This is a genomic window from Streptomyces sp. bgisy159 (assembly GCF_057707805.1).
On sequence record NZ_JBYIQX010000020.1, the window covers coordinates 97056 to 123804 of the forward strand.

Consider the following 26749-nt stretch of genomic DNA (forward strand, 5'->3'; position numbering starts at 1 on the left):
GTGATCCCTCGCTCTCCGGTCCGGTCATCGTGCGTCTTCGCACGTAGAGGCGGCGCGACCGTACCAAAACGTTCCCTCGCCGTAGCGACGGGAGCGAAGCGGTTCGAAACCGTCCGGCCAGGCGAATTCGCCGCCTCTGGTGCTGCGCTCCACGGTGACGAGCGCTTGCTTATCGAGCCAGCCCTCCGAGCGGAGTGTGAGCAGGATCTCCCGAAGATCGTCGTCTGTGACCGCATATGGGGGGTCCAGGAAGACGAGGTCGTAGGGGTGCGGGGGCGGCGTCCTGATGATCTGTTCCGCCTTGCCGTGGCGCACCTCGGCGCCGGGCAGGCCGAGGCCGCGCACGTTGTCCCGGATGACGCGGGCCGCTCTGGCGTCGGCCTCGACCAGGAGGGTGTGGCCCGCGCCCCGGGAGAGGGCTTCCAGGCCTACGGCACCCGAGCCGGCGTAGAGGTCCAGGACGCGGTCGCCGTCCAGCGGGCCGCCCAGGAGCGACTGCCACGTGGAGAAGAGACCTTCGCGGGCCCGGTCGGAGGTGGGGCGGGTTCCGGTCCCGGGCGGGACGGCCAGGCGACGTCCACCGGCTGCTCCGGCGATCACGCGGGTCATCTGCGGTCCTTGGTCGTGGGTGGTTACGGACTAAGTGTGGCAGCCCCCGTCACGCCTTCTCCTTCACCTCTTCTCCCAGCGCAGCCCGCTTCGTCCCTTCAGCCCTTGGTTCCCTTTCAGCCCTTCGTTGCCTTCAGTGCTTCGTTCCCTTCAGCCCTTCGGCTCTTCGCCCCTCACCCCTTCTCCAGGTACTGCTCCCTCTCCTCGTCCAGGAGGGCGTCCAGGGCCGTCCTCAGTCCGGGGAGGGAGGTCAGCTCCGGATCCGAGGCCACCACCGCCGTCGCCTCCTCCCGCGCCTGCGCGATGATCTCCTCGTCGTCGATCACGGTGAGGACCCGCAGGGAGGAACGGGCGCCGGACTGGGCCTGGCCGAGGACGTCCCCCTCACGGCGCTGTTCCAGGTCGATGCGGGAGAGTTCGAAGCCGTCGAGGGTGGCGGCCACGGCGTCCAGGCGCCGGCGGGCGGCACTGGCCTCGGGCATCTCGGTGACCAGGAGGCAGAGGCCGGGAGCGGAGCCGCGGCCCACGCGGCCGCGCAGCTGGTGCAGCTGGGAGACGCCGAAGCGATCGCCGTCCATGATCACCATGACGGTGGCGTTGGGCACGTTGACGCCGACCTCGATGACGGTGGTGGCGACCAGGACGTCGGTGTCGCCGGCGGCGAAGCGGCGCATGACGGCGTCCTTGTCGTCGGGGGCCATACGGCCGTGCAGCACCTCGACGCGAAGCCCCCGCAGCGGGCCGGCGGCCAGCTGGGCGGCGACGTCCAGCACGGCGAGCGGGGGACGCTTCTCGGCCTCGTCCTCGGCGGACTTGCGGCCCTTCCCGGCGGCGTCCTCCTCGTCGCCGATGCGCGGGCAGACCACGTACGCCTGATGTCCCTTCGACACCTCCTCGCGCACCCGCTCCCAGGCGCGGGTCAGGAAGTGCGGTTTGTCGGCGGCCGGGACGACATGGCTGGCGATGGGTGAGCGGCCGGCCGGGAGCTGGTCGAGGACCGAGGTCTCCAGGTCGCCGAAGACGGTCATGGCTACGGTGCGCGGGATGGGCGTGGCGGTCATGACCAGCAGGTGTGGGGAACGCTTCTCCCCGTCGGGGGAGTGTGCCTTGCCGCGCAGTGCGTCGCGCTGTTCCACACCGAAGCGGTGCTGTTCGTCGACGACGACCAGGCCCAGGTCGTGGAAGCGCACCTTGTCCTCGATCAGCGCGTGGGTGCCGATCACGATGCCGGCCTCGCCGGTCACCAGGTCGAGCAGGGCCTGCCGACGGGCGGCGGCCCCCATGGACCCGGTGAGCAGGACCACCTTGGTGGCGTGCTCGGAGCCACCGAGCATGCCGCCCTCGGCCAGCTCACCCATCATCTCCACGATCGACCGGTGGTGCTGCTGGGCGAGCACCTCGGTGGGCGCCAGCATGGCGGCCTGCCCGCCCGCGTCGACGACGGCGAGCATGGCGCGAAGGGCGACCATCGTCTTTCCCGATCCGACCTCGCCCTGCAGCAGGCGGTGCATCGGGTGCTCCGTCGCCAGGTCGTCGAAGATCTCCTTCGAGACCTTGCGCTGGCCGTCCGTGAGGGTGAAGGGGAGGCGGTCGTCGAAGGCGGCCAGGAGGCCGTCGTGCCGGGGAGTCCGCGGCAGCGCCGGAAGTTGGGCGTCGGTGTGACGGCGGCGGGCGAGGGCGACCTGGAGGACGAAGGCCTCGTCCCACTTGAGGCGGTCCCGGGCGGCGGCGATGTCGGCCTTGGTGTGCGGGCGGTGGATCTTGAGCAGGGCCTCGGGCAGGGGGAGCAGAGCGCGGCCCTGGCGCAGGGTGCCGGGCAGCGGGTCGAGGGCCTCCTGAGCGCTGGGCAGGACCGTCTGCACGGCCTTGGCGATCTTCCAGGACTCCAGTTTGGCGGTGGCCGGGTAGAGGGGGATGAGGGCTCCGGCCCAGCTCTCGACGGTCTCCTCGGTGTCCGAGCGCAGCAGTTCGTAGGCGGGGTGGGCGAGTTGGAGGCGGCGGTTGAAGACGGAGACCTTGCCCGCGAACATCGCGCGGGTGCCCGGCAGGAGCTCCTTGTGGGGTTTGTGCACGCCGTGGCCGAAGAAGACCAGCTGGAGGCGGCCGCTGCCGTCGGTGATGGTGACTTCCAGCCGCTGCCCCTTGCCCCGGGGCGCCTTGGCCGAGGCGAAGGTGTGCAGGCGGGCGTCGGCGACCTGGGCGACCACGGTGACGTGCTCGTTCATGGGGAGGTCGGCGAGGTGGGTGAGCTGGCCGCGCTCCTCGTACCTGCGCGGGTAGTGGTGGAGGAGGTCGCCGACGGTGTGCAGGCCGAGGTGCTCGGCCATCACCTTCGCGGTGGCGGCGCCGAGCACGTTCTTCAGTGGTTGTTCCAGTGCGGGCACGAGATCCATTGCACACCACGGCACTGACATTCCCGTAGACGCCCGTCGAAGGACCTGGTCAGGCGCGTCGCTCCGGACTTAGGATGGCCCGCTCCAGCCATCCCGCGGCCACCGCCCCACACGGGACCGCCCGACCCCGCGCCGTCCCGAGCCCCCCACCGGCGCAGCGACGATGGACTCCCAGACCTCACAGTCATCCCAGTCAGCTCCTTCACCCCATACGTTCCAGGTCGACCTGCGCGGTCTGGTGGACCTGCTCTCCCATCACCTCTACTCCAGCCCCAAGGTCTACCTGCGCGAACTGCTGCAGAACGCCGTGGACGCCATCACCGCCCGGCGGGCGGCGGAACCCGACGCTCCGGCCAGGGTCCGGCTGGCCGCCGAGGGCGGTGCGCTGCGGGTGGAGGACTCCGGCGTCGGGCTGACCGAGGCCGATGTGCACGACCTGCTGGCGACGATCGGCCGCAGTTCCAAGCGGGCCGACGGACTGCGGGAGGCGCGCTCGGACTTCCTCGGGCAGTTCGGGATCGGGCTGCTGGCCTGTTTCGTGGTCGCCGAGCGGATCCGGGTGGTCAGCCGCAGCGCGCGCACCCCGGGGGCGCCTCCCGTGGAGTGGACGGCACGCGACGACGGTTCGTACACCGTGCGGACGCTGCCGGAGGAGGCGCGGACCGAACCCGGCACCACCGTGCACCTGGTGGCGCGGGCGGGCGCCGGGGAGTGGCTGGCGCCCGACCGGGTACGGGCGCTGGCACGGGACTTCGGGTCGCTGCTGCCGTACGACGTGCGGGTGGACGGGGAGGCGGTGACCGAGCTGCCGGCCCCCTGGGACCGGGCGTACCCGTCGCCGGCGGGCCGTCGGGTGGCGCTGGCCCGGCACTGCCACGAGTTGTTCGGCTTCACCCCCTTGGACTCGATCGACCTGTCGGTACCGGTGGCGGGGATCAGCGGGGTGGCGTACGTGCTGCCGTCGGCGGTCAGCCCGGCTCAGCGGGCCGGGCACCGGGTGCACCTGAAGGGCATGCTGCTGACCGAGCGTGCCGAACAGCTGCTGCCCGACTGGGCGTTCTTCGTGCGCTGCGTGCTGGACACCGACAGCCTGCGGCCGACGGCGTCCCGGGAGGCGCTGTACGAGGACGAGACGCTGGCCGCCGTGCGGGAGGCTCTGGGCGAGCGGATCCGGGGCTGGCTGACCGGGCTGGCGGCGGGCGATCCGGAGCGGCTGGCGGCGTTCCTGGCGGTGCACCACCTGGGCGTGAAGTCGCTGGCGCGGCATGACGCGGAGATGCTGCGCACGATGCTCCCGTGGCTGCCGTTCGAGACGACGGACGGCCGGCTGTCCCTGGAGGAGTTCGCGCGCCGCCACCCGGTGGTGCACTTCACGCGCACCGTGGAGGAGTACCGGCAGGTCGCGCCGATCGCCTCGGCGCAGGGCATCGGCGTGGTCAACGGCGGCTACACGTACGACGGCGAGCTGGTCGAGGCGCTGCCGGACGCGCGGCCGGGCACGGTGGTCGCGGAGCTGGACGCGGAGACCGTGACGGCGCACCTGGACCCCGTCGAGCCCTCGCGGGAGCTGGCGCTGTCGGGGTTCCTGGCGGCCGCGCGGGCCCGGCTGGATCCGCTGGGCTGCGACGTGGTGCTGCGTTCCTTCCATCCCCTGTCGGTGCCGGCGCTGCACCTGGACGACCGGGCGGCCCGCCATGAGCAGGCCCGGGCCGAGGCCGAGGCGCGGGCGGACGACCTGTGGGCGGGCATCCTCGGCTCACTGCGGGGCGAGGCACCACGCGCCCGTCTGGTGCTCAACCACCTCAACCCGCTGGTGCGGCGGATCAGTTCGGTGGCGGACCCGGAGCTGGCCGGAACGGCCACGGAGGCGCTGTACGGGCAGGCGCTGCTGATGGCCCAGCGGCCCCTGCGGCCGGCGGACTCGGCGCTGCTCAACCGGGCGTTCATCGGTCTGCTGGAGTGGGCCACCCATGGCGAGGAGGGACCGGGATGAGCGAGATCACCGACTTCGACTCGCTGCGCCGGGCGATGGCGGAGAACTCCGAGCAGCCGGAGGGCCCCGCGCGCAACGCGCGCGCGGAGGAGTTGCTGGCGGCGGCCGAGCGGCTGGACGTCCCGCTGGCGGTGATCGAGGCGCTCGGGCACCAGCTGAAGGTGTACAACTACAGCTCCGAGAAGGACAAGATGTTCGTCCCCTTCGCGCGGCTGCTGCGCATGTGGGACGAACGGCCGGAGGACTTCGACGCATACGAGGCGCACTCGCTGCACTGGGTGTTCAAGTGGATGACGGCCGGCATGCTCGACCAGCCGCACGTCCCGCTGGCGTCGGTGGAGAAGTGGCTCGGCGAGATGGAGCACCGCTACCGGCTCGCCGGGCACTCCGAACGGGCGGTGCGCGGTGCCGAGTTCGGTGTGGCCGCGCACGTCGGGGACGCAGTGCGGGCCGAACGGGCGTTCGCCGCCTGGCTGGCGGCGGACCGGGACGAGATGGCCGACTGCCTGGCGTGCGAGCTGCACGGGCAGGGCTGGTGGCGGGCGGAGCAGGGCCGTGACGAGGAGGCCCTGGAGCTGTGGGGGCCGGTGCTGGACGGAACCTACACGTGCGCGCACGAGCCGCACACGGCGCTCGCGTCGTCGCTGGTGCCCCTGTTGCGCCTGGGCCGTACGGAGGAGGCCCGCGCGCACCATCTGCGCGGCTTCCGGCTGGTGCGGCCCATGGAGAGCATGCGCGCCGCGTACGCGGACCACGTCGAGTTCTGCGCGCTGACCGGCAACGAGGCGCGGGCCCTGGAGCTGCTGGCCCAGCGGCCGGCGTACTTCACGGACGACGGGCATCCGCGCAGCAAGCTGGAGTTCCTGAGCGTGGTCGTGCTGCTGATGGACCGGCTGTGCGCGCTGGGTCTGGCCGGACAGCGCGTGCCGGGGCCGGCGGGGCGGGCCTGGACGGCGGGGGAACTCGCCGCGCACGCGCGCGTGGAGGCGTCCGCGCTGGCCGCCAGCTTCGACGCGCGCAACGCCACACCGCACGTCGGGGAGCGGGCACGCGCGCGCATGGCGCGCCGGCCCCTGGTGGAGCGGCTGCCGCTGGGCGTGCGCGCGGCGCGGCCGCCGGTGGCCGCGCCGACGGCGCCGGTGGTGGCGGTGGCGCCCGACCCGGGAGGTGAACTCGGCGAGCTGCTGGCCCGGGCGCGTGCGCTGTCCGACGGGTTGCGGCCGAACGCCGTGGAGGCCTGGGCGGCGGTGGCCCGGGCGGCCGAAGGGGCCGCCGGGGTGGTGCTGGACGCGCGGGACCGCGCGGAGATCGCCGACCACGAGGCGATGGGGCTGGGCACACAGGGCGCCGAGGCCTTCGAGCGTGCCGCCGCCCTGTACGCGGAGGCCGGCGACCCCGGCGAGGCGCTGGCCGCACGCACGCGTGCGGCGTACGTCCGCGCTCTCGGCGGGGACGTGCCCGGCGCGCTGCGGGCGGTCGCCGAACCGTACGACGCGGTCCTCGCGCTGTACGCCGAGGGCGGGACGGGGGTACGGCAGGCGGCGGGGGTGCTGATCGGCCGGGCCCGGATCCTGATGCGCCGGGTCCACGAGGCGCAGGCCGACGGGGCCGGGACGGTCGGCGGGGCCCGGACCGGCGCGCCGGCCGAGGCCGCCGTGCGGGAGCTGCTGGCACTGGTCGAGGGGCGCGTCGACGGCGATGTCCTGCTGGCGACCCGGGTCGCGGAGGGGCATGCCATGCTCGCCGAGCTGGCCGTGCGGTCGGGCGACCCGGAGTCCGGGGCGGAGCTGTTCCGGCGGTCCGCGCGGGAGTTCACCGAGGCCGGGGTGGCCTGGTTCGCCGTGGAGTACGAGGCCCGGCTGGCCGGTCTCGCCCATCAGCTCGGCGACCCGGCGGAGGCGGAGCGGGCGCTGCGGTCGGCCCTGACGCACGGCGGAGCCCATCTGGAGCCGGTCGGACGGGCTCAGCTGCATCTGCAGCTCGCCGAGGTGGTCGGCGGCCGGGGTGAGTGGGCGGAGGCCGCCGAGCACGCCCTGGAGGCGGCGCACTGGGCCGACGAGGCGGGCGAGGGCCCGACGCTCGGCGCGTGGGCGCGGCACCAGCTCGGCGGGTTCCTGCTCCGGCAGGGCCGGTGGGCCGAGGCCGCGGAGGTGCTGGAGTCCGCGCTGGCGGACCTGGACCCGGCCGGCCACGGCGACGGTGCGGTCGTGCAGACCCGGTGGTGGCTCGGGGACTGTCTGAGCGAGCTCGGTGAGCACCGGGCCGCCGCCGAGCACCGGCTGCGGGCCGCGGACATCGCCCGGCGCTGGCCCGAGCAGCACGACCACGCCACCCTGGCGCATCTCGCCGCCGACTCCCTCGGCCAGGCGGGGATGCCCGCCGAGGCGGAGCAGGCCTACCGGCGCGCGGGCGACCTGTGGCGCTCCCTGGGCCACACGCACGGCGTGGTGCGCGCCCTGCGCGCCCGCGCGTGGCTGGCACTGGGCACCGGCGTGGACGGCGCTCGGGACGCGCGCGAGCTGATGGAGAGCGCCGTGAGCGAGTGCGCCGACGCGCTGGGGGCGGTGGGGGACGACGAGGAGGCGCGGCCGGCACTGGTGGTGGAGCTCGGCCACACGCACCGCCAGTTCGGCGATCTGCTGGCCCGCTCCGCCGCCGAGGACGCCGACGACGAGTCCATCCGGGCGACGCTGGAGGCGGCGCTGTCGCAGATGGCGCAGGCGGTGGCCGTCTTCGCCCCGCTCGCCGGCGCCGCCGTGCACGCCCGTACCGGCGCGGACCTGGCCGCCGGCTGGCTGGAGACCGACCTCGGGCGGCCCGCCCGGGCGGCGGCACGCGCGCGTGCGGTGCTGGCGGCGTACGGCGACCCGGCCGGCGACGACGAGCCGGCGCGGGCCCGCCGGGCCGAGGCGGAGCAGCTGCTGGCCACGGCGGAGGAACCGGAGGCCGGCTGACGGGGCCCTCTCCTGCACGGGGGCGTCGGGACGCTACTCCACGCCGATGAGGAGCAGCGAGCCCTGTCGGCCTCCCCGGTACACCACGGTGTCGACGGCGAGGTAGGCCTCGCGCACCCGGGCCTGCAAGTGCTCCGCGATGCCGTCGGGGGCCTCGTCGCCGAGCACCAGGGTGACGAGTTCGCCGCCCGCCGCGAGCATCCGGTCGAGGACGGTGCGGGCGGTCTCGGTGACGTCCGCGCCGATCACCGCGACGTCGCCGTCGATGAGGCCGAGGACGTCGCCGGCCTGGCAGATGCCGGCCATGGTCCACGACTGGCGCTCGGCGACGGTGACCTCGGCGTAGCGGGTGGCGCCGGCCGCCGAGGTCATCGCCACGACGTCCTCGTCGAAGCGCCGGCCGGGTTCGTGGACGGCGAGCGCTGCGATGCCCTGGACCGCGGAGCGGGTGGGGATCAGGGCGACACGGATGCCCTCGGCGCGGCTCTGCTCGGCGGCCGCGGCGGCGGTGTGGCGCAGGTCGGCGTCGTTGGGCAGCAGCACGACCTCGCGCGCGTGGGCACGCCGTACCGCCTCGACGAGCTCGCCGCTGGCGGGCGGCTCCCCGGGGCGCGCCAGCACGGTGGTCGCGCCGGCCTCGGCGCACAGCCCGGCCAGGCCCTCGCCGGGCACCACGGCGACGACGGCGCGCTGGACGCGTTCACGGGGCGGGCGCTCGCCTCGCGCGGTGTGCACGTCGCCCGCGCCGAAGTGGGTGATCCTGATCCGGTACGGCCGCCCGGCCTCGATACCGGCCTCCACGGCGGCACCGGCGTCGTCGACGTGCACGTGAACGTTCCACAGGCCGTCGCCGCCGACCACGACCAGGGAGTCGCCGAGGGTGTCCAGCCTCTGCCGCAGGCGTGCCACGGCGGCGTCGTCGGCCTCCAGCAGGTAGATCACCTCGAACGCGGGACCGTCGTCCTCCGCGTGGTCCGCGGGCGCGACGTTCCGCTCCTCGCCCGGCGGCACGCACACGTGCGCGTCGCCGGGCGGTTCCGTGGGCTCCACGCGCGCGTGGCCGCCGGGTGCGCCGTCGCGGTGATGCCGGAAGCCGGCCGAGCCGTCCGTGTCCACCGGGCCGGGTGTCTCCCCCGTGAACGTCTCCACGAGGGCCCCGAGGACCGCCACCAGCCCCCGCCCGCCGGCGTCGACCACGCCGGCCCGTTCGAGGACCGGCAGCTGGGACGGCGTCTCGGCGAGCGCCCGGCACGCCCCCCGGTAGGCGGCCCGGGCCACGGCCCCGCAGTCGCTCCCCGCCGTCCCGGAGCGGCCCGTCGACTTCCCGGCCACTTCGCCCGCCGTCTCACGGCCGGCGTCGCGCTCCGCTCCCGACACCGTTCCGGATCCCGAACCGCCCACTGCCTCGGCCACTGCCTCGGCCGCGGCTTCGGCCGCCGCCGAGGCGACCGACAGGACGGTGCCGGCGACGGGGTGGGCCACGGCCTGACGGGCCGAGTCGGCGGCGCGGCGCAGAGCGAGACTCAGGCCCGGGCCGTCCGTGTGCGGACTGTCGGCGTCGCCGGCGAGCACCTGGGCCATGCCCCTCAGCAGCTGGGCGAGGATCGTGCCGGAGTTCCCGCGTGCCCCGATCAGCGCGCCGTGCGCCATCGCGTGCGTGGCGTCGGCGAGCGAGGGCCCACCGGTCGCCCCGGCAACGCCGCCGCCGTCGCCCCCGTCACCCTCATCGGCCCCGTCAGTCCCATCGGCCCCTCCGCCCGCCTGGACGCCCCGGGCCGCGTACCCCGCGAACACCGCCTCGACGGCGGCCGCCGCCGATTCGACCGTCAGGTAGAGGTTGGTGCCGGTGTCCCCGTCGGCCACCGGGTACACGTTGATCGCGTCGATCTCCTCACGCGCGCGTCCCAGCGCCCGGAGCGCGAGACCGCACCAGGTGCGTACCGCGAGAGCATCGAAGAATGTCTGCGGCACCTGCGCCACCTGCGCCTCCTTGAGCTGCTGGACGTGGGACGCAGCGTAGACCGTGAACGGGTGTGCGCCGGTAAGAGGGCCGTGCGAGGGCGGCCGGGGCCGGGAGCGGTCCCGGCGGCGGCCATGGTAGTTTCGTTCTACGGGAGCAGCCGTTGTATGCTGCTCCGGTTGCCCGATCAAAATCGGGCTTTCCCCCTGGCACCGCCAATCAAGATCTCGGATCCTAGGATCTCGATCCCGGCATGCCGGGATCAACCGTAAGTGCATCTGAAGTCTTTGGAGTGACCCGTGGCTGCCAACTGCGACGTCTGCGGCAAGGGGCCGGGCTTCGGCAACAACATCTCGCACTCGCACCGCCGTACGTCCCGCCGCTGGAACCCGAACATCCAGCGTGTGCGTACCGTGGTCGGCGGGACGCCGAAGCGCGTGAACGCCTGCACCTCGTGCATCAAGGCCGGCAAGGTCTCGCGCTGACGCTCAGCTAAGCGCGCAACCACAGCCGGTTCGCTGCGCGGAGCCGGTCCACCTCGTGTGGACCGGCTTTTCGCATGCCCTCGTCCGGGAGCGGGAGCCCGGCGCGGTCAGCGAACCGGGCGCACGTCTCGCCCGAGCCGCCACCCGTGGTCCACCGGCCCGATGCCCCCGCCGAGCGCGAACCCGGCGGCGATGGCTCCGGTGACGTACTCCTTGGCCGTCCGCACCGCCTCGGGCACCGGCCACCCCCGCGCAAGGCCGCACGCGATGGCGGAGGCGAGGGTGCAGCCCGTGCCGTGGGTGTGCCGGTTGTCGTGCCGGGGCGCCCGCAGCCAGTGCTCCTCGTCGCCGTCGGTGAGCAGGTCGACGGCCTCTCCGGCAAGATGACCGCCCTTGATCACCACCCAGCGGGGTCCGTACGCCAGCACGGCGGCGGCGGCCCGCCGCAGATCACCTTCCGACTCCACCCGCACCCCGGTGAGTTGGGCCACCTCGTCGAGGTTGGGGGTGGCCACGGTCGCGGCCGGCAGAAGCCTCGTGCGGACCGAGTCCAGGGCGGAGGCGGCCAGCAGCGGATCGCCGTGCTTGGAGACGCCGACCGGGTCGACCACCGCGGGCGCGTCGGTGCCGACCAGCAACTCGGCCACGGCTTCGACGAGTTCCGCGGAGGCCAGCATGCCGGTCTTCACCGCCTGGACGCCGATGTCGTCCACCACGCTGCGGTACTGCGCCCGCACGGCCGCCACCGGCAGTTCCCAAGCCCCCTGGACTCCCAGCGAGTTCTGCGCCGTGACCGCCGTGATCACACTCATACCGTGCACGCCGAGCGCCAGCATCGTCTTCAGGTCGGCCTGCACCCCGGCCCCGCCGCCGGAGTCGGAGCCCGCGACCGTCAGCGCCCTCGGCGGCGCGCCGGAACCGGTCGGCCCGCTCGGCGCGTTCACGACTCGATGTCCCCGAAGTGGTCCCAGCCGCCCTTGCTGGTCCAGGGCGCGCCGTCGACGGTCACCTGGGGCAGCGCCGACGGGTTGAGGACCTCGCCGATGACCTTCCACCGGGCGGGCAGTTTCACGTCCGGCGGGAAGGTCGCCACGATGGCGTGGTCCTCTCCCCCGCTGAGCACCCACTGCATCGGGTCGACGCCGACGGCCTGCCCGATGTCGTTCATCTGGGTCGGGATGTCGACGGCGGCGGACCGGATGTCGATGCGCACCTTGCTGGCCTCGGCGATGTGCCCGAGGTCGGCGATCAGCCCGTCGCTGACGTCGCACATGGCGGTGGCGCCGAGCGCGGCGGCGGCCGGACCCGCGTGGTACGGCGGTTCGGGGCGCCGGTGGGCCTCGACGAAGGCGCGCGGCGAGCGGAAGCCGCGGGAGAGCACCGCGTACCCGGCCGCCGACCAGCCCAGCCAGCCGGTGACGGCGACCAGGTCGCCGGGCTGGGCTCCGCCGCGGGTGACCGGCTCCTGGTTGCGCAGATCACCGAGCGCGGTGATCGACACCATGATGGAGTCCCCGCGTACGACGTCGCCGCCGACCACGGCGGCACCGGCCACCTGGCACTCGTCGCGCAGTCCGTCCATGAGTTCGCTGGGCCAGGTCACCGGCAGTTCGGCGGGGACCACCAGCCCGAGCAGCAGGGCGGTCGGCACGGCCCCCATGGCGGCGATGTCGGCCAGGTTCTGCGCGGCCGCCTTACGGCCGACGTCGTAGGCGGTGGACCAGTCGCGCCGGAAGTGCCGGCCCTCCAGGAGGATGTCGGTGCTGGCCACGACCCGGCGGTCGGGCGCGGCCACCACGGCGGCGTCGTCGCCGGGGCCCACCCGCACCGCCGGGGTGGTGGTGAGCCGGGAGGTGAGCTCCCTGATGAGCCCGAACTCCCCGAGCTCACCAACAGTGCCCTTCATTGCCCTTACGCCCCTTCTGTCCCTGTCCGTGCCCGGTCGCGCAGGACCAGTGTCCTCGATACGGTCGAGGTGACCGTCAGCCGTGCCCGCACCCCGGCGCGCGAGCCGTGGCTCCCGCGGGTCTCCCCGCGACGAGCGGCGACGCGATACCGTGGCGTTCCTTTCCCCCACATGATCCTCGTGGCCGCCCTGGAGGTTCCGTGGTACAGGCGTACATCCTGATTCAGACGGAGGTCGGCAAGGCGTCGACCGTCGCCGAGACCATCAGCAAGATTCCCGGTGTCGTCCAGGCCGAGGACGTGACCGGGCCCTACGACGTGATCGTGCGGGCCCAGGCCGACACGGTCGACGACCTCGGCCGGATGGTGGTCGCCAAGGTCCAGCAGGTGGACGGGATCACCCGAACCCTGACCTGCCCGGTCGTCCATCTGTAGCCCCCGTCTACCCTTGGCCGGTGAACTCCTTCCGTCACCGGCACGCCCTCCGTCTCGGACCGCTCGTGCTCGCGCTGTCGATCGCGGCGACCGGTTGCTCCTCAGCAGACGGCACCGCGTCCCCGGCGGTTCCCTCGCCGGGAGCCCGGGCCGCGGCGCTGTGCCGGAACCTGGACGGGGAACTGCCGTCGAAGGTGGACGGCCAGGATCGCCGGGATCCCGAGCCCGCCTCCGCGCTGACCGCGGGGTGGGGGGACCCGGCGATCATACTGCGCTGCGGTGTCGAACGACCCGAGAAGATGTCGGACCCGGAGGCCGACTCCGTCGAGGTGGACGGGGTGGGGTGGCTCATGGAGGAGCGGGACGACGGGTCGTTCCGGTTCACGACGGCGTTGCGCAAGGCGTACGTCGAGGTGACGATCCCTGCCGGGCGCACGGCGCAGGGGATGGCGCCGCTGGTGGATCTGGCACCGGCCGTCAGGAAGGCGGTGCCGGAGGGTGTTGCCGACTGACCGCCGCGGGGGCGCGGTCTCCCGCGCCCCCGGGCCGGGTCAGCGCAGGCCCGTGGAGCGGCGCAGCGCCGCCTCGATCAGCCGGTCGACCAGTTCCGGGTAGGAGATCCCGCTGGCCTGCCACATCTGCGGGTACATGGAGATCGGCGTGAAGCCGGGCATCGTGTTGATCTCGTTGATCACGAACTCGCCGTCCTCGGTGAGGAAGAAGTCCGCGCGGACCAGGCCCTCGCAGGAGGCGGCCTCGAAGGCGTCCACGGCGAGCCGCTGGACCTCGGCGGTCTCCTCCGGGGTGAGCGGGGCGGGGACGATGCCGGGGGTGGAGTCGATGTACTTGGCCTCGAAGTCGTAGTACGCGTGCGCGTCCGGCGGCGGGATCTCCGCGGGCAGGGAGGCGCGCGGCCCGTCCTCGAACTCCAGGACGCCGCACTCGATCTCCCGGCCGCGCAGCGCCGCCTCGACCAGGATCTTGGGGTCGTGGCGCTGGGCCTCGGCGATGGCCTCGTCCAGGCCGGACAGGTCGTCGACCTTGGTGATGCCGATCGACGAGCCCGCGCGCGCGGGCTTCACGAACAGCGGCCAGCCGTGCTCACCGGCGAAGTCGACGATCTTCTTGCGGGCGGCGGACTCGTCCTGCCGCCACTCGCGGGGACGGACCACCACGTACGGGCCGACCTTGAGCCCGAACGAGGTGAACACCCGCTTCATGTACTCCTTGTCCTGGCCGACGGCCGAGGCGAGCACGCCCGAGCCCACGTACGGCACGCCGGAGAGCTCCAGCAGGCCCTGCAGGGTGCCGTCCTCCCCGTAGGGGCCGTGCAGCACCGGGAAGACGACGTCGACCTCACCGAGCGCCTTGGGCACCGATCCGGGCTCGCTGTAGACGACTTCACGGTTGGCGGGGTCGACGGGGAGCACCACGCCGCCCTCCTGGGAGTCGGCGAGCTGGTCGATGTCGGGCGTACGGCGGTCGGTGATCGCCATGCGCTCCGGTTCGTCGGCGATGAGGGCCCAGCGCCCGTCCCGGGTGATGCCGATCGGCAGGACGTCGTACTTGGTCCGGTCGATGGCCTTGAGGACGGCGCCGGCGGTGACCACGGAGATCCCGTGTTCGGAGCTGCGCCCGCCGGACACGACGGCCACGCGCGGCTTGCGTGGCGGCTGCTCGGGGCTCTGGGGGAGGTTCTCGGTGCTCATATCGCGATGAGAGTACCCGGTGGTAGAGCGCCGATACAGCGCCCCCGGGGGGTGCGTCGCCCGGCGCGCCACGGCGTCGCTCAGCGTCGTTCCGGTTTGGCGCTGCGCGACATCAGCTCCTTGAGCGCGACCACCGGCGGCTTGCCCTCGTGGACGATGCCGACGACCGTCTCGGCGATGGGCATGTCGACGCCGTGCCGGCGCGCCAGATCGAGCACGGACTCGCAGGACTTGACGCCCTCGGCGGTCTGCTTGGTGACGGCGATGGTCTCCTGCAGGGTCATGCCCTTGCCGAGGTTGGTGCCGAAGGTGTGGTTGCGCGAGAGCGGCGAGGAGCAGGTGGCCACCAGGTCGCCCAGGCCCGCGAGGCCGGAGAAGGTCAGCGGGTCGGCGCCCATGGCGAGGCCGAGCCGGGTGGTCTCTGCGAGACCGCGGGTGATGAGCGAGCCCTTGGCGTTGTCGCCGAGCCCCATGCCGTCGGCGATGCCCACGGCCAGGCCGATGACGTTCTTGACCGCTCCGCCCAGTTCGCAGCCGACCACGTCGGTGTTGGTGTACGGGCGGAAGTACGGGGTGTGGCAGGCGGCCTGGAGGCGCTGGGCGACGCCCTCGTCGGTGCAGGCGACGACCGACGCCGCGGGCATCCGGGAGGCGATCTCGCGGGCGAGGTTGGGCCCGGTGACCACGGCGACGCGGTCCCGGCCGACCTTGGCGACGTCCTCGACGACCTCGCTCATCCGCATGGTGGTGCCGAGTTCGACCCCCTTCATGAGGGAGACCAGCACGGTGTGCGGGGCGAGCAGCGGGGTCCACTCGGCGAGGTTGGCGCGCAGGGTCTGCGAGGGGATCGCGAGGACGGTGAAGTCCGCGTCGCGGGCGGCCTCGGCGGGGTCGGCGGTGGCCCGCAGGTTCTCCGGGAGTTCGACACCGGGCAGGTAGTCCGGGTTGGTCCGGGTGGAGTTGACCGCGTCGGCGAGCTCGGGGCGGCGTGCCCAGAGCGTGACCTCGCAGCCCGCGTCGGCGAGCACCATGCCGAAGGCGGTGCCCCAGGATCCGGTGCCGAAGACGGCCGCCCTGACGGTCTTGCTCACGTGCCGCTCTCCCCCTCGCGTCCGGTCTGCGCCGCGGTCCGGCGACGCTGCTCGATCCGCTCGCGGCGCGGGTCGTAGGGCGTGTCGGGCGCCTTCTCGCCGCGGATCTCCTCCAGCTGGCGGGTGATGGCGGCCATGATGACCTCGGTGGCCTCCTTGAGGAGTTCCGCGGTCATCTCCTTGTCGTAGAAGCGCGAGAGGTCCACGGGCGGCCCGGCGAGGACGCGGTGGGTCTTGCGCGGCAGCAGCCTGGGCTTCTTGGCGTAGGGCGGCAGCAGTTCGTTGCAGCCCCACTGGGCGACCGGGACGACCGGGCACTTGGTCTGCAGCGCCACGCGTGCGGCGCCGGTCTTGGCGGTCATCGGCCAGCCGTCCGGGTCGCGGGTGAGGGTGCCCTCGGGGTAGAAGGCGACGCACTCGCCGCGTTCCACGGCGTCGATCGCGGCGCGGAAGGCGCTGAGCGCGTCGGTGGACTCCCGGTAGACGGGGATCTGCCCGGTGCCGCGCATGGCGGCGCCCACGAACCCCTTCTTGAAGAGCCCGCTCTTCGCCAGGAAGCGCGGCACCCGACCGGTGTTGTACTGGTAGTGCGCGTAGGCGAAGGGGTCGACGTGGGAATTGTGGTTCACCGCGGTGATGAAGCCGCCCTCGGCCGGAATGTGCTCCATTCCACGCCAGTCCCGCTTGATCAGAACCACCAGCGGCGGTTTGCAGATCACCGCGGCGAAGCGGTACCAGAAGCCGATTTTTCGGCGGGGCACGCGGACACCTTCCTCTAGGACTTGCCAGGACCACCCGGTACTTCTCGCGGCCCGGGGGCCGCACAAGTGTCGCCCCGGGCCGCCGGTCTGTCGAGAACACGGTACGCCCGCGGGTCTCGCCGTACCGCCCTCGCGCGCCCCTTCACCGCCCGCGCCGACGCCGGGAGGACGACCGCGCCGAGTGACAATGGCCGCCACGAGAGAGGGGCGGTACGCCGGTGGACTGGACGTTGGTCATCCCTTTGAAGCCCTTGGCGCAGGCCAAGAGCAGGCTGGCGGACACGGCCGACGAGCAGGTGCGCCCGGGGCTGGCGCTGGCGTTCGCCCTGGACACGGTGGCCGCGGCGCTGGCCTCGCCGGCGGTGCGGGATGTGGCGGTCGTCACGGACGATCCGCTGGCCGGACGGGAGCTCGCGGCGCTCGGCGCGCGGATCGTGCCGGACGCCCCGGGCGCCGGCCTGAACGCCGCTCTGGCGCACGGGGCCGCCGCGGTGCGGTCACTGCGGCCCGGGTGCCCGGTCGCGGCCCTGAACGCCGATCTTCCGGCGCTGCGGTCCGCGGAATTGACCCGTGTCCTCGGTGCGGCCGCTGAATTCCCGCGCGCTTTTCTCGCCGATGCTGCCGGCGTGGGAACGACATTTCTGGCGGTGTCTCCGGGACGGGAATTACTTCCCGCATTCGGCGGGGATTCCCGTGTCCGGCACCGGGATTCCGGGGCCCGGGAAATCGGCCTCACGGGGGTGGACTCGGTGCGCCAGGACGTGGACACCGGTGACGACCTGCGGGCGGCGCTGGCGCTGGGGGTGGGTCCCCGAACGGCCGCGGCGGCCGCGCGGTTGCTGATATCGGGGCAGTAGGCTGCTGCACATGCAGGCCACCGCGTACACGTACGACCCCGAGACCCGCAGCGGGCAGGTGCTGCTCGACGACGGCACGCCGGTGCCCTTCGACGCCCCGGCGTTCGACGCGGGCGGGCTGCGGTTGCTGCGGCCGGGGCAGCGGGTGCGCGTCGAGACGACGGGCGAGGGCGCGGCCCGGCGCGTCACCCTGGTGACACTCCAGACGTTCTGAGTCCCGCGGGTTTCGTCCGACACCCGGACACGCCGCGGGCCGGGCTCCGTGAGGGAGTCCGGCCCGGCGCGTGAATGCCCTTCGGTGCTGCCTGCGGCTAGCGGGCGGTGGCCTTCTTCGCGGTGGTCTTGCGGGCGGGCGACTTCTTGGCGGGGGCCTTCTTGGCGGTCGCCTTCTTCGCCGGCGCCTTCTTCGCCGTGGTCTTCTTCGCGGCGGCGGTGGTGGCGGTCTTCTTCGCGGGCGTGGCCTTCTTCGCGGCCGCCGTGGTCTTCTTGGCGGTCGTCTTCTTCGCCGTCGTCTTCTTGGCCGTGGCCTTCTTCGCGGCGGTGGTGGCCTTCTTCGCGGGGGCCGCCTTCTTGGCCGCGGCCGCCTTGGTGGTCTTCTTCGCCGCGGCCTTCTTGACCGTCGCGGCGGCGCCACCGGTCAGGCTGCCCTTGGGCGCCTTCTTGACCGCGATGTCTCCCTTCGGAAGCTTCTTCGAGCCGCTGACCAGGTCCTTGAAGCCCTGGCCCGCCCGGAAGCGCGGCACCGAGGTCTTCTTGACCCGAACCCGCTCGCCCGTCTGGGGGTTGCGGGCGTAGCGGGCGGGGCGGTCCACCTTCTCGAACGAACCGAAGCCGGTGACCGACACCCGGTCGCCGGCGACGACAGCGCGGACGATGGCGTCCAGGACCGCGTCGACAGCATCGGCGGCCTGCTGGCGGCCGCCCATCTTGTCGGCAATCGCTTCTACGAGCTGCGCCTTGTTCACGTCTTCCCCTTCGGAGACATTGCCCGAACGAAAGTGTTCAAGCTTTTTCGCACGTTAGGCAGATATATACCGCAAATCAAACACGAAACGGGCTTATCACCCTTGTGCCGCAACGGACTCGGCCGCCGTGGCGCGTTCAGCGTTCGTCGCGGGGCACGCGCCCCTCGTCCAGGTCCGCCATGAACCGCTCCAGCCGCCTTGCCGCGTCGGCGAGATCGTGTTTGGCCGCGGCCGTAATGACCAGCAGCTTCCGGGTCAGCGCCATCCGTACGCCCTCCGGGACTTGCAGTGCGCGCACTTTCGCGTGCGCTTCCTTGAGCTGGTTCGCGACCGCCGTATAGAGCGTGAGTTGGCCGTCGTGTTCCATGCACAGATTGTGCCATCTGGGGCGAGTTGTCGCCCGCGCAGGGGGCAACTGCCGCGCCGGACGGCCCTGTCGGCCCCGTTGGACAGTGCGTCCACAGCAGCCGCGTACCCCGGCAAACATCCCTCTAACGTGGGAAGTTGGGAAGGTTCGGGGGTGATCACGGGGACGTTGGGGCAGCGAAAACGCCGTACCCCCGATCGGGCCGATCGGGGGTACGGCGGGCGGTTCGCGGTGGCCGGAATTCGACCTTGTTCAGCGGTGGCTCAGACCTGCAGCGTCCGCGGCTTGAACGACGGGCGCTTCGCCTCGTACGCGGCGATGTCGGCCTCGTTCCGGAGGGTGATGGAGATGTCGTCGAGGCCGTTCAGCAGCCGCCAGCGGGAGTTCTCGTCCAGCTCGAAGGAGGCGGTGATGTCCGCGGCGCGCACCTCACGCGCCTCAAGGTCCACAGTGACCTCAAGCGTGGGGTCCTGTTCCGTGAGCTCCCAGAGCGCGTCCACGATCTTCTGGTCCAGGACCACCGTGAGCAGGCCGTTCTTCAACGAGTTGCCGCGGAAGATGTCGGCGAAGCGGGAGGAGATCACGGCCTTGAAGCCGTAGTTCTGCAGCGCCCACACGGCGTGCTCACGGGAGGAGCCGGTGCCGAAGTCGGGGCCGGCGACCAGCACGGTGGCCCCCTGCCGCTCGGGCCGGTTGAGGACGAACTCGGGGTCCTTGCGCCAGGCCTCGAACAGCCCGTCCTCGAACCCGTCGCGCGTGACCTTCTTGAGCCAGTGAGCAGGGATGATCTGGTCGGTGTCGACGTTCGAGCGGCGCAGCGGGACGGCCCGTCCGGTGTGCGTGGTGAATGCTTCCATGGCTGATCAGACTCCAGCGGGCGTACGGGTCTCGGCGTCGGACAGGTCGGCCGGCGAGGCCAGGTGCCCCAGCACGGCCGTGGCGGCCGCGACCTGCGGCGACACCAGGTGGGTGCGGCCGCCCTTGCCCTGCCGCCCCTCGAAGTTGCGGTTGGAGGTGGACGCGGAGCGCTCACCGGGGGCCAGCTGGTCGGGGTTCATGCCCAGGCACATCGAGCAGCCCGCGTGCCGCCATTCGGCGCCGGCCTCCTTGAAGACCACGTCCAGGCCCTCGGAGACGGCCTGCAGACCGACCCGCGCGGAGCCCGGGACGACCAGCATCCGTACGCCGTCGGCGACTTTGCGGCCCTTGAGCAGCTCGGCGGCGGCCCGCAGGTCCTCGATGCGGCCGTTGGTGCAGGAGCCTACGAAGACGGTGTCCACGTGGATCGAGCGCAGCGGCTGGCCGGCCTCCAACCCCATGTACTCCAGGGCCTTTTCGGCGGCGAGGCGCTCCGAAGCGTCTTCGTACGAAGCCGGGTCGGGGACGGAGGCCGAAAGCGGGGCGCCCTGGCCCGGGTTGGTGCCCCAGGTGACGAACGGCGACAGTTCGGCGGCCTCGATCACGACCTCGGCGTCGAACTCGGCGTCGTCGTCCGTCCGCAGCGTCCTCCAGTACGCGACGGCCGCGTCCCAGTCCTCGCCCTGCGGGGCGTGCGGGCGGCCCTGGAGATACGCGAACGTGGTCTCGTCGGGGGCGATCATGCCCGCGCGGGCGCCGGCCTCGATCGACATGTTGCAGATGGTCATCCGGGCCTCCATCGAGAGCTTCTCGATGGCCTCGCCGCGGTACTCCAGGACGTAGCCCTGGCCGCCGCCGGTGCCGATCCTGGCGATGATCGCCAGGATCAGGTCCTTGGCGGTGACGCCCTCGGGCAGTTCGCCGTTGACCGTGATCGCCATGGTCTTCGGACGGGCCATGGGCAGCGTCTGGGTGGCCAGCACGTGCTCGACCTGCGAGGTGCCGATACCGAACGCCAGACCGCCGAAGGCGCCGTGCGTGGAGGTGTGGGAGTCGCCGCAGACCACGGTCATGCCCGGCTGGGTCAGGCCGAGCTGCGGGCCGACGACGTGCACCACGCCCTGTTCGACGTCGCCGAGCGGGTGCAGCCGCACACCGAACTCGGCGCAGTTCTTGCGCAGGGTCTCCAGCTGAGCGCGGGAGACCGGGTCCGCGATGGGCTTGTCGATGTCGAGGGTGGGGGTGTTGTGGTCCTCGGTGGCGATGGTCAGGTCCAGGCGCCGCACCTGGCGACCGCTCTTGCGGAGGCCGTCGAAGGCCTGCGGGCTGGTCACCTCGTGCAGCAGGTGAAGATCGATGAAGAGGAGGTCGGGCTCGCCCTCGGCGCGCCGGACGACGTGGTCGTCCCAGACCTTCTCCGCGAGTGTCCTACCCATCGCTTTCCCTCCGGCCGGCAGAGGTGCGCCGACCCAACTAGAGATCTTGAGGAAGCGGCCGCCCGCGCTCCGGCTTTCCGGGCACCCGCCGCCAGGCCCGGTGTGGTCCGCGGGCCGTTGTGTGTCCAAGGGTTGCGCGTCTCACGGAAAAATGAACTTGCGTTTCACAGAGTGAGACGGGAGTATCGTTTCATGGACAACAGTAGCGGCGTCGGCGTTCTGGACAAGGCAGCCCTTGTCCTGAGCGCCCTGGAGTCCGGTCCGGCCACCCTCGCGGGGCTGGTCACCGCGACCGGACTGGCACGACCCACGGCCCACCGGCTGGCCGTGGCATTGGAACACCACCGGATGGTGGCGCGCGACATGCAGGGACGTTTCATTCTCGGTCCCCGGCTCGCGGAACTGGCGGCGGCGGCCGGTGAGGACCGTCTCCTCGCGACGGCCGGCCCGGTGCTCACCCACCTCCGTGACGTCACCGGCGAGAGCGCCCAGCTCTACCGCCGCCAGGGCGACATGCGCATCTGCGTCGCCGCGGCGGAACGCCTGTCCGGCCTGCGGGACACCGTCCCGGTCGGCTCGACGCTCACGATGAAGGCCGGCTCCTCGGCGCAGATCCTGATGGCGTGGGAGGAGCCCGAGCGCCTCCACCGCGGCCTGCAGGGCGCCCGCTTCACGGCGACGGCCCTGTCGGGCGTGCGCCGCCGCGGCTGGGCCCAGTCGATCGGCGAGCGCGAGCCGGGCGTGGCCTCGGTCTCCGCCCCGGTGCGCGGCCCCTCCAACCGCGTGGTCGCGGCCGTCTCCGTCTCCGGCCCCATCGAGCGCCTGACCCGCCACCCCGGGCGGATGCACGCCCAGGCCGTCATCGACGCGGCGTCCCGCCTCTCCGAGGCCCTGCGCCGCTCGGGCTGACCCCGCCCGTCCGGCAGCGTCCACCGGGAGAGACCGGCCTCAACGCCGCGGCAGGCCTCCCCTGACGGACCACCGCCCCCTTCCCGAGGGCGCGGGGACTGCGCGAGCATCCCCCCACTTCCCGCGCCCACGCCTTCCGGGACCCGGCCCCCGTTCAGCCGCCCAGGCCCTCAAGAACGCCAGGCGAAGCGCTCCTTGGCATAGCGCCCGCGCCGCTCCAGCGGCACCTCACCGTGCGCGGCCGCCAGCCCGAACGCCGGCATGTCCCCGTAGACAGCCTCGTACCCTCCCTCCGGCACGACGTACGTCTCGTGCCAGATCCCCACGTGACCGCGCACCTTCCCGGCCCGTTCGAGGCGGTTGATCCTCGCCCAGGCCCGGTGGTGGAAGGCGTCGGGCGCGCTCGCGTAGGCGTAGAGCTTCTCCTTGGACTCCCAGTACTGGACGACGTAGTACGTCCTCGGCGAGGCCGTGAGCAGCACCCGGGACAGCAGCCCCCGCTCCGGTTCCTTCTTCAGGTCGGCGAGCATCCGGAACATCGCGAGCATCACCGGCAGCCACTGGTGCACCGCCCGGAAGCGGTTGATCCGCATGCCGATCAGCAGGACGACGACGTCTCCGCGGGCGTCGGCGGTGGTACGACGTGGACTGACACGTTTCTCGGCCATGCTTGGATAGTGACGTTATCCGATGAAGGGCGCAAGGCATGCGGTTGTCCGAACTGAGCGAGCGGAGCGGCGTCTCGACCGCGACGATCAAGTACTACCTGCGCGAGGGGCTGCTGCCGGCCGGCCGCCAGGTGAACGCGACGACCGCGGAGTACGACGAGGAACACCTGCGACGGCTGCGGCTGGTCCGGGCCATGACCCAGGTCGGCCGGGTCCCGGTGGCGACGGTGCGCGAGGTGCTCCGGCACGTGGACGACGAGTCCCTGGGCCGCACGGTCCGCCTCGGCGCGGCCGTGTGGGCGCTGCCCCAGGCGCCCGAGCCGGACGAGGAGGACGAGTACGTCCGTGCGGCACACCGGGAGGTCACGGCCCTCCTCGACCGGCTCGGCTGGCACCACGCCAAGTCGCTGTCGGCCCTGTCACCCGCGTACCGCTCACTGGTCACGGCGGTGGCCGCGTTCCGGCGGCTCGGCTACGACTGGGGGGCCGAACAGCTCGCGCCGTACGCCGAGTTGATGCACCGCACGGCTGTCCTGGACCTGGACAACATGGAGACGCACCCCGCCGAGGCCGAGCAGGTCGAGTTCGCGGTCCTGGGAGCGATCCTCAACGAGCCGGCGCTGCGGGCGCTGCACCGGCTGGCCCAGGAGGAGGAGTCGACGCGGCGGTACGGCCTCGACTGACGGGCGCCGGACGCGACGAAGGCCCTCCGCCGAAGCGGAGGGCCTTGCCATCGGGTACCCCCGACCGGATTCGAACCGGCGCTACCGCCTTGAGAGGGCGGCGTGCTAGGCCGCTACACAACGGGGGCATGGACACTGCGTTTCCGCAGGTCCGAGCTGGTCTACCTGGACTCGAACCAAGACTAACTGAACCAGAATCAGTCGTGCTGCCAATTACACCATAGACCAATGTGGTTTAGACCAGTCAGTACCCCCGACCGGATTCGAACCGGCGCTACCGCCTTGAGAGGGCGGCGTGCTAGGCCGCTACACAACGGGGGCCCTAGCGATTCCGGACGGACCGGAACCAGTACCCCCGACCGGATTCGAACCGGCGCTACTGCCTTGAGAGGGCAGCGTGCTAGGCCGCTACACAACGGGGGCTTTGCAGATGAGCTCTGCGAGCTGGCCTACCTGGACTCGAACCAAGACTAACTGAACCAGAATCAGTCGTGCTGCCAATTACACCATAGGCCACTGGAACGCAAGCCCCGAAGGGGATCTCGTTCTAGTTCGCTCCCCCGGGTTTCCGGCCTCTCGGCCCGCTCCCCGGCGGCGCAGGAAGAACATTACCCGAAGGTGGACGGGGCTCCAAAACGGGTATCCGCGCCGAGCAGCGCGGGCAGTTCGGACAGGGACTCGATCCGGTGCCCGCCGGGCACCACGGCGGCGCTCGCGGGGCCGCCGCGGCGGTCGATCCACACCGAGAGCAGACCGGCCTCCGCGGCACCGCGCCCGTCGATCTCCGGGTGGTCGCCGACGTACGCCACCTGGTGCGGAGGCAGGTCCATGGCCTCGCAGGCCGCGAGGAATGCGCCGGCCTCGGGCTTGGAGACCCCCAGTTCGGCGGCGCACAGGATCGTCTCGAAGCGGTCGTGGACGGCCAGGACGCGCAGCTTGCGGTCCTGCACGGTGAGGCTGGAGTTGGACAGCACCGCGTGCCGGTGGCTGCCGGCGAGGGCGTCGAGGACGGGCAGCACGTCCGGGAAGAGGCTCCAGGCGGACTCGTAGTGCGCGACGTAGCGCCGGAACCACGCGTCGGCCTCGTCGTCGGTCAGAGCGGCGTCCAGGAAGACGCGGACCCGGTCCCGGCGCTGTCCCTCGAAGCTGGTCTCGCCGGCCGCGAACCGGGCCCACTGCCGGTCGGTGACCTCGCGCCACCGCGCGAGCGCCTGCTCGGCGGTGCCGTACCGGTCGAGCAGGCCCTCGGCGACGAGCTGCGCGCGCATGCCCTCCCGGTCCGCGGTCGAGTAGTCGAAGAGGGTGTCGTCCACGTCCCAGACCACGGCTCGGATGCTCATGACCCGACGGTATCCCCTGGTGGCGGAGCGTGTCCGGGGAACGGCGAAGGGGCGGCACCCGGTCCGAGGTCCGGGCGCCGCCCCTCACGCGCGCGTGCCTACGCGGTCAGCTTCGCCAGGGCCGCGTCGACGCGGACCAGCGCCTTCTCCTTGCCCAGGACCTCCAGGGACTCGAAGAGGGGCAGCCCGACGGTGCGGCCGGTGACGGCCACCCGGACCGGGGCCTGGGCCTTGCCGAGCTTGAGGCCGTGGGCCTCGCCGGCGGCCAGGACGGCTTCCTTCAGGGACTCCGGGGACGTCCAGTCGGCCGCGTCCAGCTTTTCCCGGGCGGTGCGCAGCAGGGCGTCCGAGCCCTCCTTCATCGCCTTGTTCCAGCTCGCCTCGTCGAAGACGGGCTCCGGCAGGAACAGGAAGTCCACGTTGTCGGTGATCTCCGACAGGACCTTGAGCCGGGTCTGCGCGTGCGGCGCGACGGCCTGCCACCTGGCCTCGTCGAAGTCCTCCGGCGCCCAGGGGGCGAACGGCGGCTTGAGCCAGGGCCGGCAGCGCTCCGCGAAGTCCTTCGCGTCGAGCAGCCGGATGTGGTCGCCGTTGATCGCCTCGCACTTCTTGAGGTCGAAGCGGGCCGGGTTGGGGTTGACGTCCGCGACGTCGAAGGCCGCGACCATCTCGTCCATCGTGAAGATGTCCTGGTCGGCCGAGAGCGACCAGCCGAGGAGGGAGAGGTAGTTGAGCAGGCCCTCGGGCAGGAAGCCCTGCTCGCGGTAGAGGTTCAGCGACGACTGGGGGTCGCGCTTGGAGAGCTTCTTGTTGCCCTCGCCCATGACGTAGGGCAGGTGGCCGAAGCGGGGGATCTCCCGGGCCACGCCCAGCTCGATCAGCGCCTTGTACAGGGCGATCTGGCGGGGGGTGGAGGAGAGCAGGTCCTCGCCGCGCAGGACGTGGGTGATCTCCATCAGGGCGTCGTCGACCGGGTTGACCAGGGTGTAGAGCGGGGCGCCGTTGGCGCGCACGATGCCGTAGTCCGGCACGTTCTCCGGGGTGAAGGTCAGCTCGCCGCGGACCAGGTCGGTGAAGGTGATCGCCTCGTCGGGCATCCGGAAGCGGACGATGGGCGCACGGCCCTGCGCCCGGTAGGCCTCGACCTGCTCGGCGCTCAGGTCACGGCAGTGGCCGTCGTAGCCGGACGGCCTGCCGGCGGCGCGGGCGGCCTCGCGGCGGGTGTCCAGCTCCTCCTGGGAGCAGTAGCAGTGATAGGCGTGGCCGGCGTCCAGGAGCCTGGTCGCGACGTCCTTGTAGAGGTCCATGCGCTGCGACTGGCGGTAGGGCGCGTGCGGGCCGCCGACCTCGGGGCCCTCGTCCCAGTCGAAGCCGAGCCAGCGCATCGAGTCGAGCAGCTGGCCGTAGGACTCCTCCGAGTCGCGGGCGGCGTCGGTGTCCTCGATGCGGAAGACCAGGGTGCCGCCGTGGTGCCGGGCGAACGCCCAGTTGAACAGGGCGGTGCGGACCAGGCCCACATGGGGGTTACCGGTGGGCGAGGGACAGAAACGGACGCGTACGGGGGAGCCGGGTGCGCTAGCCACGCTTGACAACCTTGTTGGTGAGAGTGCCGATGCCTTCGATGGTGACGGCGACCTCGTCGCCGACAGTCAGGGGGCCGACCCCAGCCGGGGTGCCCGTGAGGATCACGTCGCCGGGGAGCAGCGTCATGGCCTCGGTGATGTTGACGACCAGGTCCTCGATGGAGTGGATCATCTCGCTGGTACGGCCGAGCTGACGCTGTTCGCCGTTGACCGTGAGCTGGACGGTCAGGTCGGCGGCGGCCGTGACGTCCAGGCCGGTCTCGACCCAGGGGCCGAGCGGGCAGGAGGTGTCGAAGCCCTTGGCCCGCGCCCACTGCTTCTCGCGCCGCTGCACGTCGCGGGCGGTGACGTCGTTGGCGCAGGTGTAGCCGAAGATCACGTCCTTGACGCGCTCGCGCGGGACCTCCCGGCACATGCGGCCGATGACGACGGCGAGTTCCGCCTCGTGGTGGAGCTCGGAGGAGAACGCCGGGTACTGGATGTCGTCGCCGGGGCCGATCACCGACGTGGACGGCTTGAAGAAGGCGAACGGGGCGTCCGGCACCTCGTTGCCCAGCTCGCGCGCGTGCTCGGCGTAGTTGCGGCCGAAGGCCACGACCTTGTTGGGCAGCACGGGCGGGAGGAGCCGGACCTTGCTCAGCGGCACCTTGGTGCCGGAGAGCTCGTGGTCCGCGAACGGGATGCCCTTGATGATGTCGAGGACGAGCTCGTCCGGCTTGTCGCCCTCGACCGCGCCGAAGGCGACGTTCCCGTCGATGGAGAACCTGGCGATGCGCACGGGTTGGTTG

25 protein-coding genes and 5 tRNA genes are annotated in these 26749 nt (G+C 72.4%); 9 read left to right on the top strand and 21 right to left on the bottom strand.

The annotated features are described in order from the left end of the window. Positions 1 to 24: 24 nt before the first annotated feature. Entirely contained in the window at positions 25 to 609 is a 585-nt protein-coding gene (gene rsmD, locus AC3ET3_RS20490; RefSeq protein ID WP_432138915.1) for a 16S rRNA (guanine(966)-N(2))-methyltransferase RsmD, read from the bottom strand. A gap of 173 nt (positions 610 to 782) precedes the next feature. After that, positions 783 to 3002: an ATP-dependent DNA helicase RecG gene (gene recG / locus AC3ET3_RS20495; protein WP_435612619.1), complete on the bottom strand. Its 2220-nt coding sequence runs from the start codon at positions 3000 to 3002 to the stop codon at positions 783 to 785. A 163-nt stretch (positions 3003 to 3165) separates the two neighbouring features. Here recG and AC3ET3_RS20500 point away from each other — a divergent pair, with 163 nt between their 5' ends. Both AC3ET3_RS20500 and AC3ET3_RS20505 read left to right on the top strand, forming a co-directional pair. Next, the gene (locus AC3ET3_RS20500) at positions 3166 to 4995 is read left to right on the top strand and encodes an HSP90 family protein (protein ID WP_432155504.1); all 1830 of its coding nucleotides are present in this window, start codon (positions 3166 to 3168) and stop codon (positions 4993 to 4995) included. After that, positions 4992 to 7949 (top strand): tetratricopeptide repeat protein, encoded by a 2958-nt coding sequence (locus AC3ET3_RS20505; protein WP_432155503.1) that lies wholly within the window; start codon positions 4992 to 4994, stop codon positions 7947 to 7949. The genes AC3ET3_RS20500 and AC3ET3_RS20505 overlap by 4 nt, the downstream gene beginning before the upstream one ends. Positions 7950 to 7982: 33 nt before the next feature. Here AC3ET3_RS20505 and AC3ET3_RS20510 read toward each other — a convergent pair whose 3' ends face one another. Further along, complete coding sequence (locus tag AC3ET3_RS20510; RefSeq protein ID WP_435612620.1) at positions 7983 to 9929, bottom strand: DAK2 domain-containing protein; 1947 nt, start codon at positions 9927 to 9929, stop codon at positions 7983 to 7985. 279 nt (positions 9930 to 10208) lie between these two features. Here AC3ET3_RS20510 and rpmB point away from each other — a divergent pair, with 279 nt between their 5' ends. Then, on the top strand, positions 10209 to 10394 hold the full coding sequence (rpmB, locus tag AC3ET3_RS20515; protein WP_003993230.1) for a 50S ribosomal protein L28: 186 nt from the start codon (positions 10209 to 10211) through the stop codon (positions 10392 to 10394). A gap of 107 nt (positions 10395 to 10501) precedes the next feature. Here the strand turns inward: rpmB and thiD are convergent, their stop codons facing one another. Both thiD and AC3ET3_RS20525 read right to left on the bottom strand, forming a co-directional pair. Then, positions 10502 to 11338 (bottom strand): bifunctional hydroxymethylpyrimidine kinase/phosphomethylpyrimidine kinase, encoded by an 837-nt coding sequence (thiD, locus tag AC3ET3_RS20520; protein WP_435612621.1) that lies wholly within the window; start codon positions 11336 to 11338, stop codon positions 10502 to 10504. Next, positions 11335 to 12300 carry a thiamine-phosphate kinase gene (locus tag AC3ET3_RS20525; RefSeq protein ID WP_432138921.1) on the bottom strand — a complete coding sequence of 322 codons (966 nt, stop codon included), beginning with the start codon at positions 12298 to 12300 and terminating at the stop codon, positions 11335 to 11337. The genes thiD and AC3ET3_RS20525 overlap by 4 nt, the downstream gene beginning before the upstream one ends. Positions 12301 to 12500: 200 nt before the next feature. On the opposite strand from AC3ET3_RS20525, the gene AC3ET3_RS20530 reads away from it, so the two are divergent. Continuing rightward, positions 12501 to 12734 (top strand): Lrp/AsnC family transcriptional regulator, encoded by a 234-nt coding sequence (locus tag AC3ET3_RS20530; protein ID WP_037677600.1) that lies wholly within the window; start codon positions 12501 to 12503, stop codon positions 12732 to 12734. Between the two features lie 20 nt (positions 12735 to 12754). Next, the gene (locus tag AC3ET3_RS20535; RefSeq protein WP_432138922.1) at positions 12755 to 13246 is read left to right on the top strand and encodes a DUF3515 domain-containing protein; all 492 of its coding nucleotides are present in this window, start codon (positions 12755 to 12757) and stop codon (positions 13244 to 13246) included. A gap of 39 nt (positions 13247 to 13285) precedes the next feature. On the opposite strand, the gene AC3ET3_RS20540 is transcribed toward AC3ET3_RS20535, so the two are convergent. From AC3ET3_RS20540 to AC3ET3_RS20550, 3 genes are all read right to left on the bottom strand, one after another. After that, complete coding sequence (locus tag AC3ET3_RS20540; RefSeq protein WP_432138923.1) at positions 13286 to 14443, bottom strand: D-alanine--D-alanine ligase family protein; 1158 nt, start codon at positions 14441 to 14443, stop codon at positions 13286 to 13288. Between the two features lie 80 nt (positions 14444 to 14523). Then, positions 14524 to 15534 carry an NAD(P)H-dependent glycerol-3-phosphate dehydrogenase gene (locus AC3ET3_RS20545; protein ID WP_432138924.1) on the bottom strand — a complete coding sequence of 337 codons (1011 nt, stop codon included), beginning with the start codon at positions 15532 to 15534 and terminating at the stop codon, positions 14524 to 14526. Beyond that, positions 15531 to 16295 carry a lysophospholipid acyltransferase family protein gene (locus AC3ET3_RS20550; RefSeq protein ID WP_432138925.1) on the bottom strand — a complete coding sequence of 255 codons (765 nt, stop codon included), beginning with the start codon at positions 16293 to 16295 and terminating at the stop codon, positions 15531 to 15533. Before AC3ET3_RS20550 ends, AC3ET3_RS20545 begins: the two co-directional genes overlap by 4 nt. A gap of 218 nt (positions 16296 to 16513) precedes the next feature. Between AC3ET3_RS20550 and cofC the strand changes: the two genes are divergently transcribed. Beyond that, positions 16514 to 17152: a 2-phospho-L-lactate guanylyltransferase gene (cofC, locus tag AC3ET3_RS20555; protein WP_432138926.1), complete on the top strand. Its 639-nt coding sequence runs from the start codon at positions 16514 to 16516 to the stop codon at positions 17150 to 17152. Positions 17153 to 17162: 10 nt separating this feature from the next. Further along, positions 17163 to 17366 (top strand): hypothetical protein, encoded by a 204-nt coding sequence (locus AC3ET3_RS20560; RefSeq protein WP_432138927.1) that lies wholly within the window; start codon positions 17163 to 17165, stop codon positions 17364 to 17366. A 97-nt stretch (positions 17367 to 17463) separates the two neighbouring features. Here the strand turns inward: AC3ET3_RS20560 and AC3ET3_RS20565 are convergent, their stop codons facing one another. From AC3ET3_RS20565 to leuC, 4 genes are all read right to left on the bottom strand, one after another. Continuing rightward, complete coding sequence (locus tag AC3ET3_RS20565) at positions 17464 to 18117, bottom strand: HU family DNA-binding protein (RefSeq protein WP_432138928.1); 654 nt, start codon at positions 18115 to 18117, stop codon at positions 17464 to 17466. A gap of 136 nt (positions 18118 to 18253) precedes the next feature. Beyond that, positions 18254 to 18484, bottom strand: a complete 231-nt coding sequence (locus tag AC3ET3_RS20570; protein ID WP_432138929.1) for an SCO5555 family protein — start codon at positions 18482 to 18484, stop codon at positions 18254 to 18256. Positions 18485 to 18747: 263 nt separating this feature from the next. Then, complete coding sequence (gene leuD, locus AC3ET3_RS20575; RefSeq protein ID WP_432138930.1) at positions 18748 to 19341, bottom strand: 3-isopropylmalate dehydratase small subunit; 594 nt, start codon at positions 19339 to 19341, stop codon at positions 18748 to 18750. A 6-nt stretch (positions 19342 to 19347) separates the two neighbouring features. Beyond that, positions 19348 to 20778: a 3-isopropylmalate dehydratase large subunit gene (leuC, locus tag AC3ET3_RS20580; protein WP_432138931.1), complete on the bottom strand. Its 1431-nt coding sequence runs from the start codon at positions 20776 to 20778 to the stop codon at positions 19348 to 19350. Between the two features lie 192 nt (positions 20779 to 20970). Between leuC and ndgR the strand changes: the two genes are divergently transcribed. Continuing rightward, a complete protein-coding gene (gene ndgR, locus AC3ET3_RS20585; protein ID WP_432138932.1) occupies positions 20971 to 21687 on the top strand; it encodes an IclR family transcriptional regulator NdgR in 717 nt (238 codons plus the stop codon). Positions 21688 to 21857: 170 nt separating this feature from the next. On the opposite strand, the gene AC3ET3_RS20590 is transcribed toward ndgR, so the two are convergent. Further along, on the bottom strand, positions 21858 to 22355 hold the full coding sequence (locus AC3ET3_RS20590) for a DUF4188 domain-containing protein (RefSeq protein WP_435612623.1): 498 nt from the start codon (positions 22353 to 22355) through the stop codon (positions 21858 to 21860). Positions 22356 to 22393: 38 nt separating this feature from the next. On the opposite strand from AC3ET3_RS20590, the gene AC3ET3_RS20595 reads away from it, so the two are divergent. Continuing rightward, a complete protein-coding gene (locus AC3ET3_RS20595) occupies positions 22394 to 23038 on the top strand; it encodes a MerR family transcriptional regulator (protein ID WP_432138934.1) in 645 nt (214 codons plus the stop codon). Positions 23039 to 23093: 55 nt separating this feature from the next. Here AC3ET3_RS20595 and AC3ET3_RS20600 read toward each other — a convergent pair. From AC3ET3_RS20600 to AC3ET3_RS20635, 8 genes are all read right to left on the bottom strand, one after another. After that, positions 23094 to 23166 (bottom strand) — tRNA-Glu (locus tag AC3ET3_RS20600). Between the two features lie 28 nt (positions 23167 to 23194). Next, positions 23195 to 23266 (bottom strand) — tRNA-Gln (locus tag AC3ET3_RS20605). Between the two features lie 20 nt (positions 23267 to 23286). Further along, positions 23287 to 23359: transfer RNA gene (locus AC3ET3_RS20610), tRNA-Glu, on the bottom strand. Between the two features lie 29 nt (positions 23360 to 23388). Further along, positions 23389 to 23461, bottom strand: a tRNA-Glu gene (locus AC3ET3_RS20615). A 21-nt stretch (positions 23462 to 23482) separates the two neighbouring features. Continuing rightward, positions 23483 to 23554 (bottom strand) — tRNA-Gln (locus AC3ET3_RS20620). A 92-nt stretch (positions 23555 to 23646) separates the two neighbouring features. Next, a complete protein-coding gene (locus AC3ET3_RS20625; RefSeq protein ID WP_432138935.1) occupies positions 23647 to 24378 on the bottom strand; it encodes an HAD family hydrolase in 732 nt (243 codons plus the stop codon). Between the two features lie 98 nt (positions 24379 to 24476). Then, entirely contained in the window at positions 24477 to 25961 is a 1485-nt protein-coding gene (gene gltX / locus AC3ET3_RS20630) for a glutamate--tRNA ligase (protein ID WP_432138936.1), read from the bottom strand. After that, on the bottom strand, positions 25954 to 26739 hold the full coding sequence (locus AC3ET3_RS20635; RefSeq protein WP_432138937.1) for a fumarylacetoacetate hydrolase family protein: 786 nt from the start codon (positions 26737 to 26739) through the stop codon (positions 25954 to 25956). Before AC3ET3_RS20635 ends, gltX begins: the two co-directional genes overlap by 8 nt. Between the last annotated feature and the right edge of the window lie 10 nt (positions 26740 to 26749).

Excerpts from the sequence above, each read along its gene's own strand:
- rsmD (WP_432138915.1), bottom strand. The coding sequence starts at position 609 with ATGACCCGCGTGATCGCCGGAGCAGCCGGTGGACGTCGCCTGGCCGTC.
- AC3ET3_RS20595 (WP_432138934.1), top strand. The coding sequence starts at position 22,394 with ATGCGGTTGTCCGAACTGAGCGAGCGGAGCGGCGTCTCGACCGCGACG.
- leuC (WP_432138931.1), bottom strand. The coding sequence starts at position 20,778 with ATGGGTAGGACACTCGCGGAGAAGGTCTGGGACGACCACGTCGTCCGG.
- AC3ET3_RS20540 (WP_432138923.1), bottom strand. The coding sequence starts at position 14,443 with ATGAGCACCGAGAACCTCCCCCAGAGCCCCGAGCAGCCGCCACGCAAG.
- AC3ET3_RS20525 (WP_432138921.1), bottom strand. The coding sequence starts at position 12,300 with ATGAAGGGCACTGTTGGTGAGCTCGGGGAGTTCGGGCTCATCAGGGAG.
- ndgR (WP_432138932.1), top strand. The coding sequence starts at position 20,971 with ATGGACAACAGTAGCGGCGTCGGCGTTCTGGACAAGGCAGCCCTTGTC.
- AC3ET3_RS20570 (WP_432138929.1), bottom strand. The coding sequence starts at position 18,484 with ATGGAACACGACGGCCAACTCACGCTCTATACGGCGGTCGCGAACCAG.
- leuD (WP_432138930.1), bottom strand. The coding sequence starts at position 19,341 with ATGGAAGCATTCACCACGCACACCGGACGGGCCGTCCCGCTGCGCCGC.
- AC3ET3_RS20590 (WP_435612623.1), bottom strand. The coding sequence starts at position 22,355 with ATGGCCGAGAAACGTGTCAGTCCACGTCGTACCACCGCCGACGCCCGC.
- recG (WP_435612619.1), bottom strand. The coding sequence starts at position 3,002 with ATGGATCTCGTGCCCGCACTGGAACAACCACTGAAGAACGTGCTCGGC.
- AC3ET3_RS20560 (WP_432138927.1), top strand. The coding sequence starts at position 17,163 with ATGCAGGCCACCGCGTACACGTACGACCCCGAGACCCGCAGCGGGCAG.
- AC3ET3_RS20625 (WP_432138935.1), bottom strand. The coding sequence starts at position 24,378 with ATGAGCATCCGAGCCGTGGTCTGGGACGTGGACGACACCCTCTTCGAC.
- AC3ET3_RS20505 (WP_432155503.1), top strand. The coding sequence starts at position 4,992 with ATGAGCGAGATCACCGACTTCGACTCGCTGCGCCGGGCGATGGCGGAG.
- AC3ET3_RS20500 (WP_432155504.1), top strand. The coding sequence starts at position 3,166 with ATGGACTCCCAGACCTCACAGTCATCCCAGTCAGCTCCTTCACCCCAT.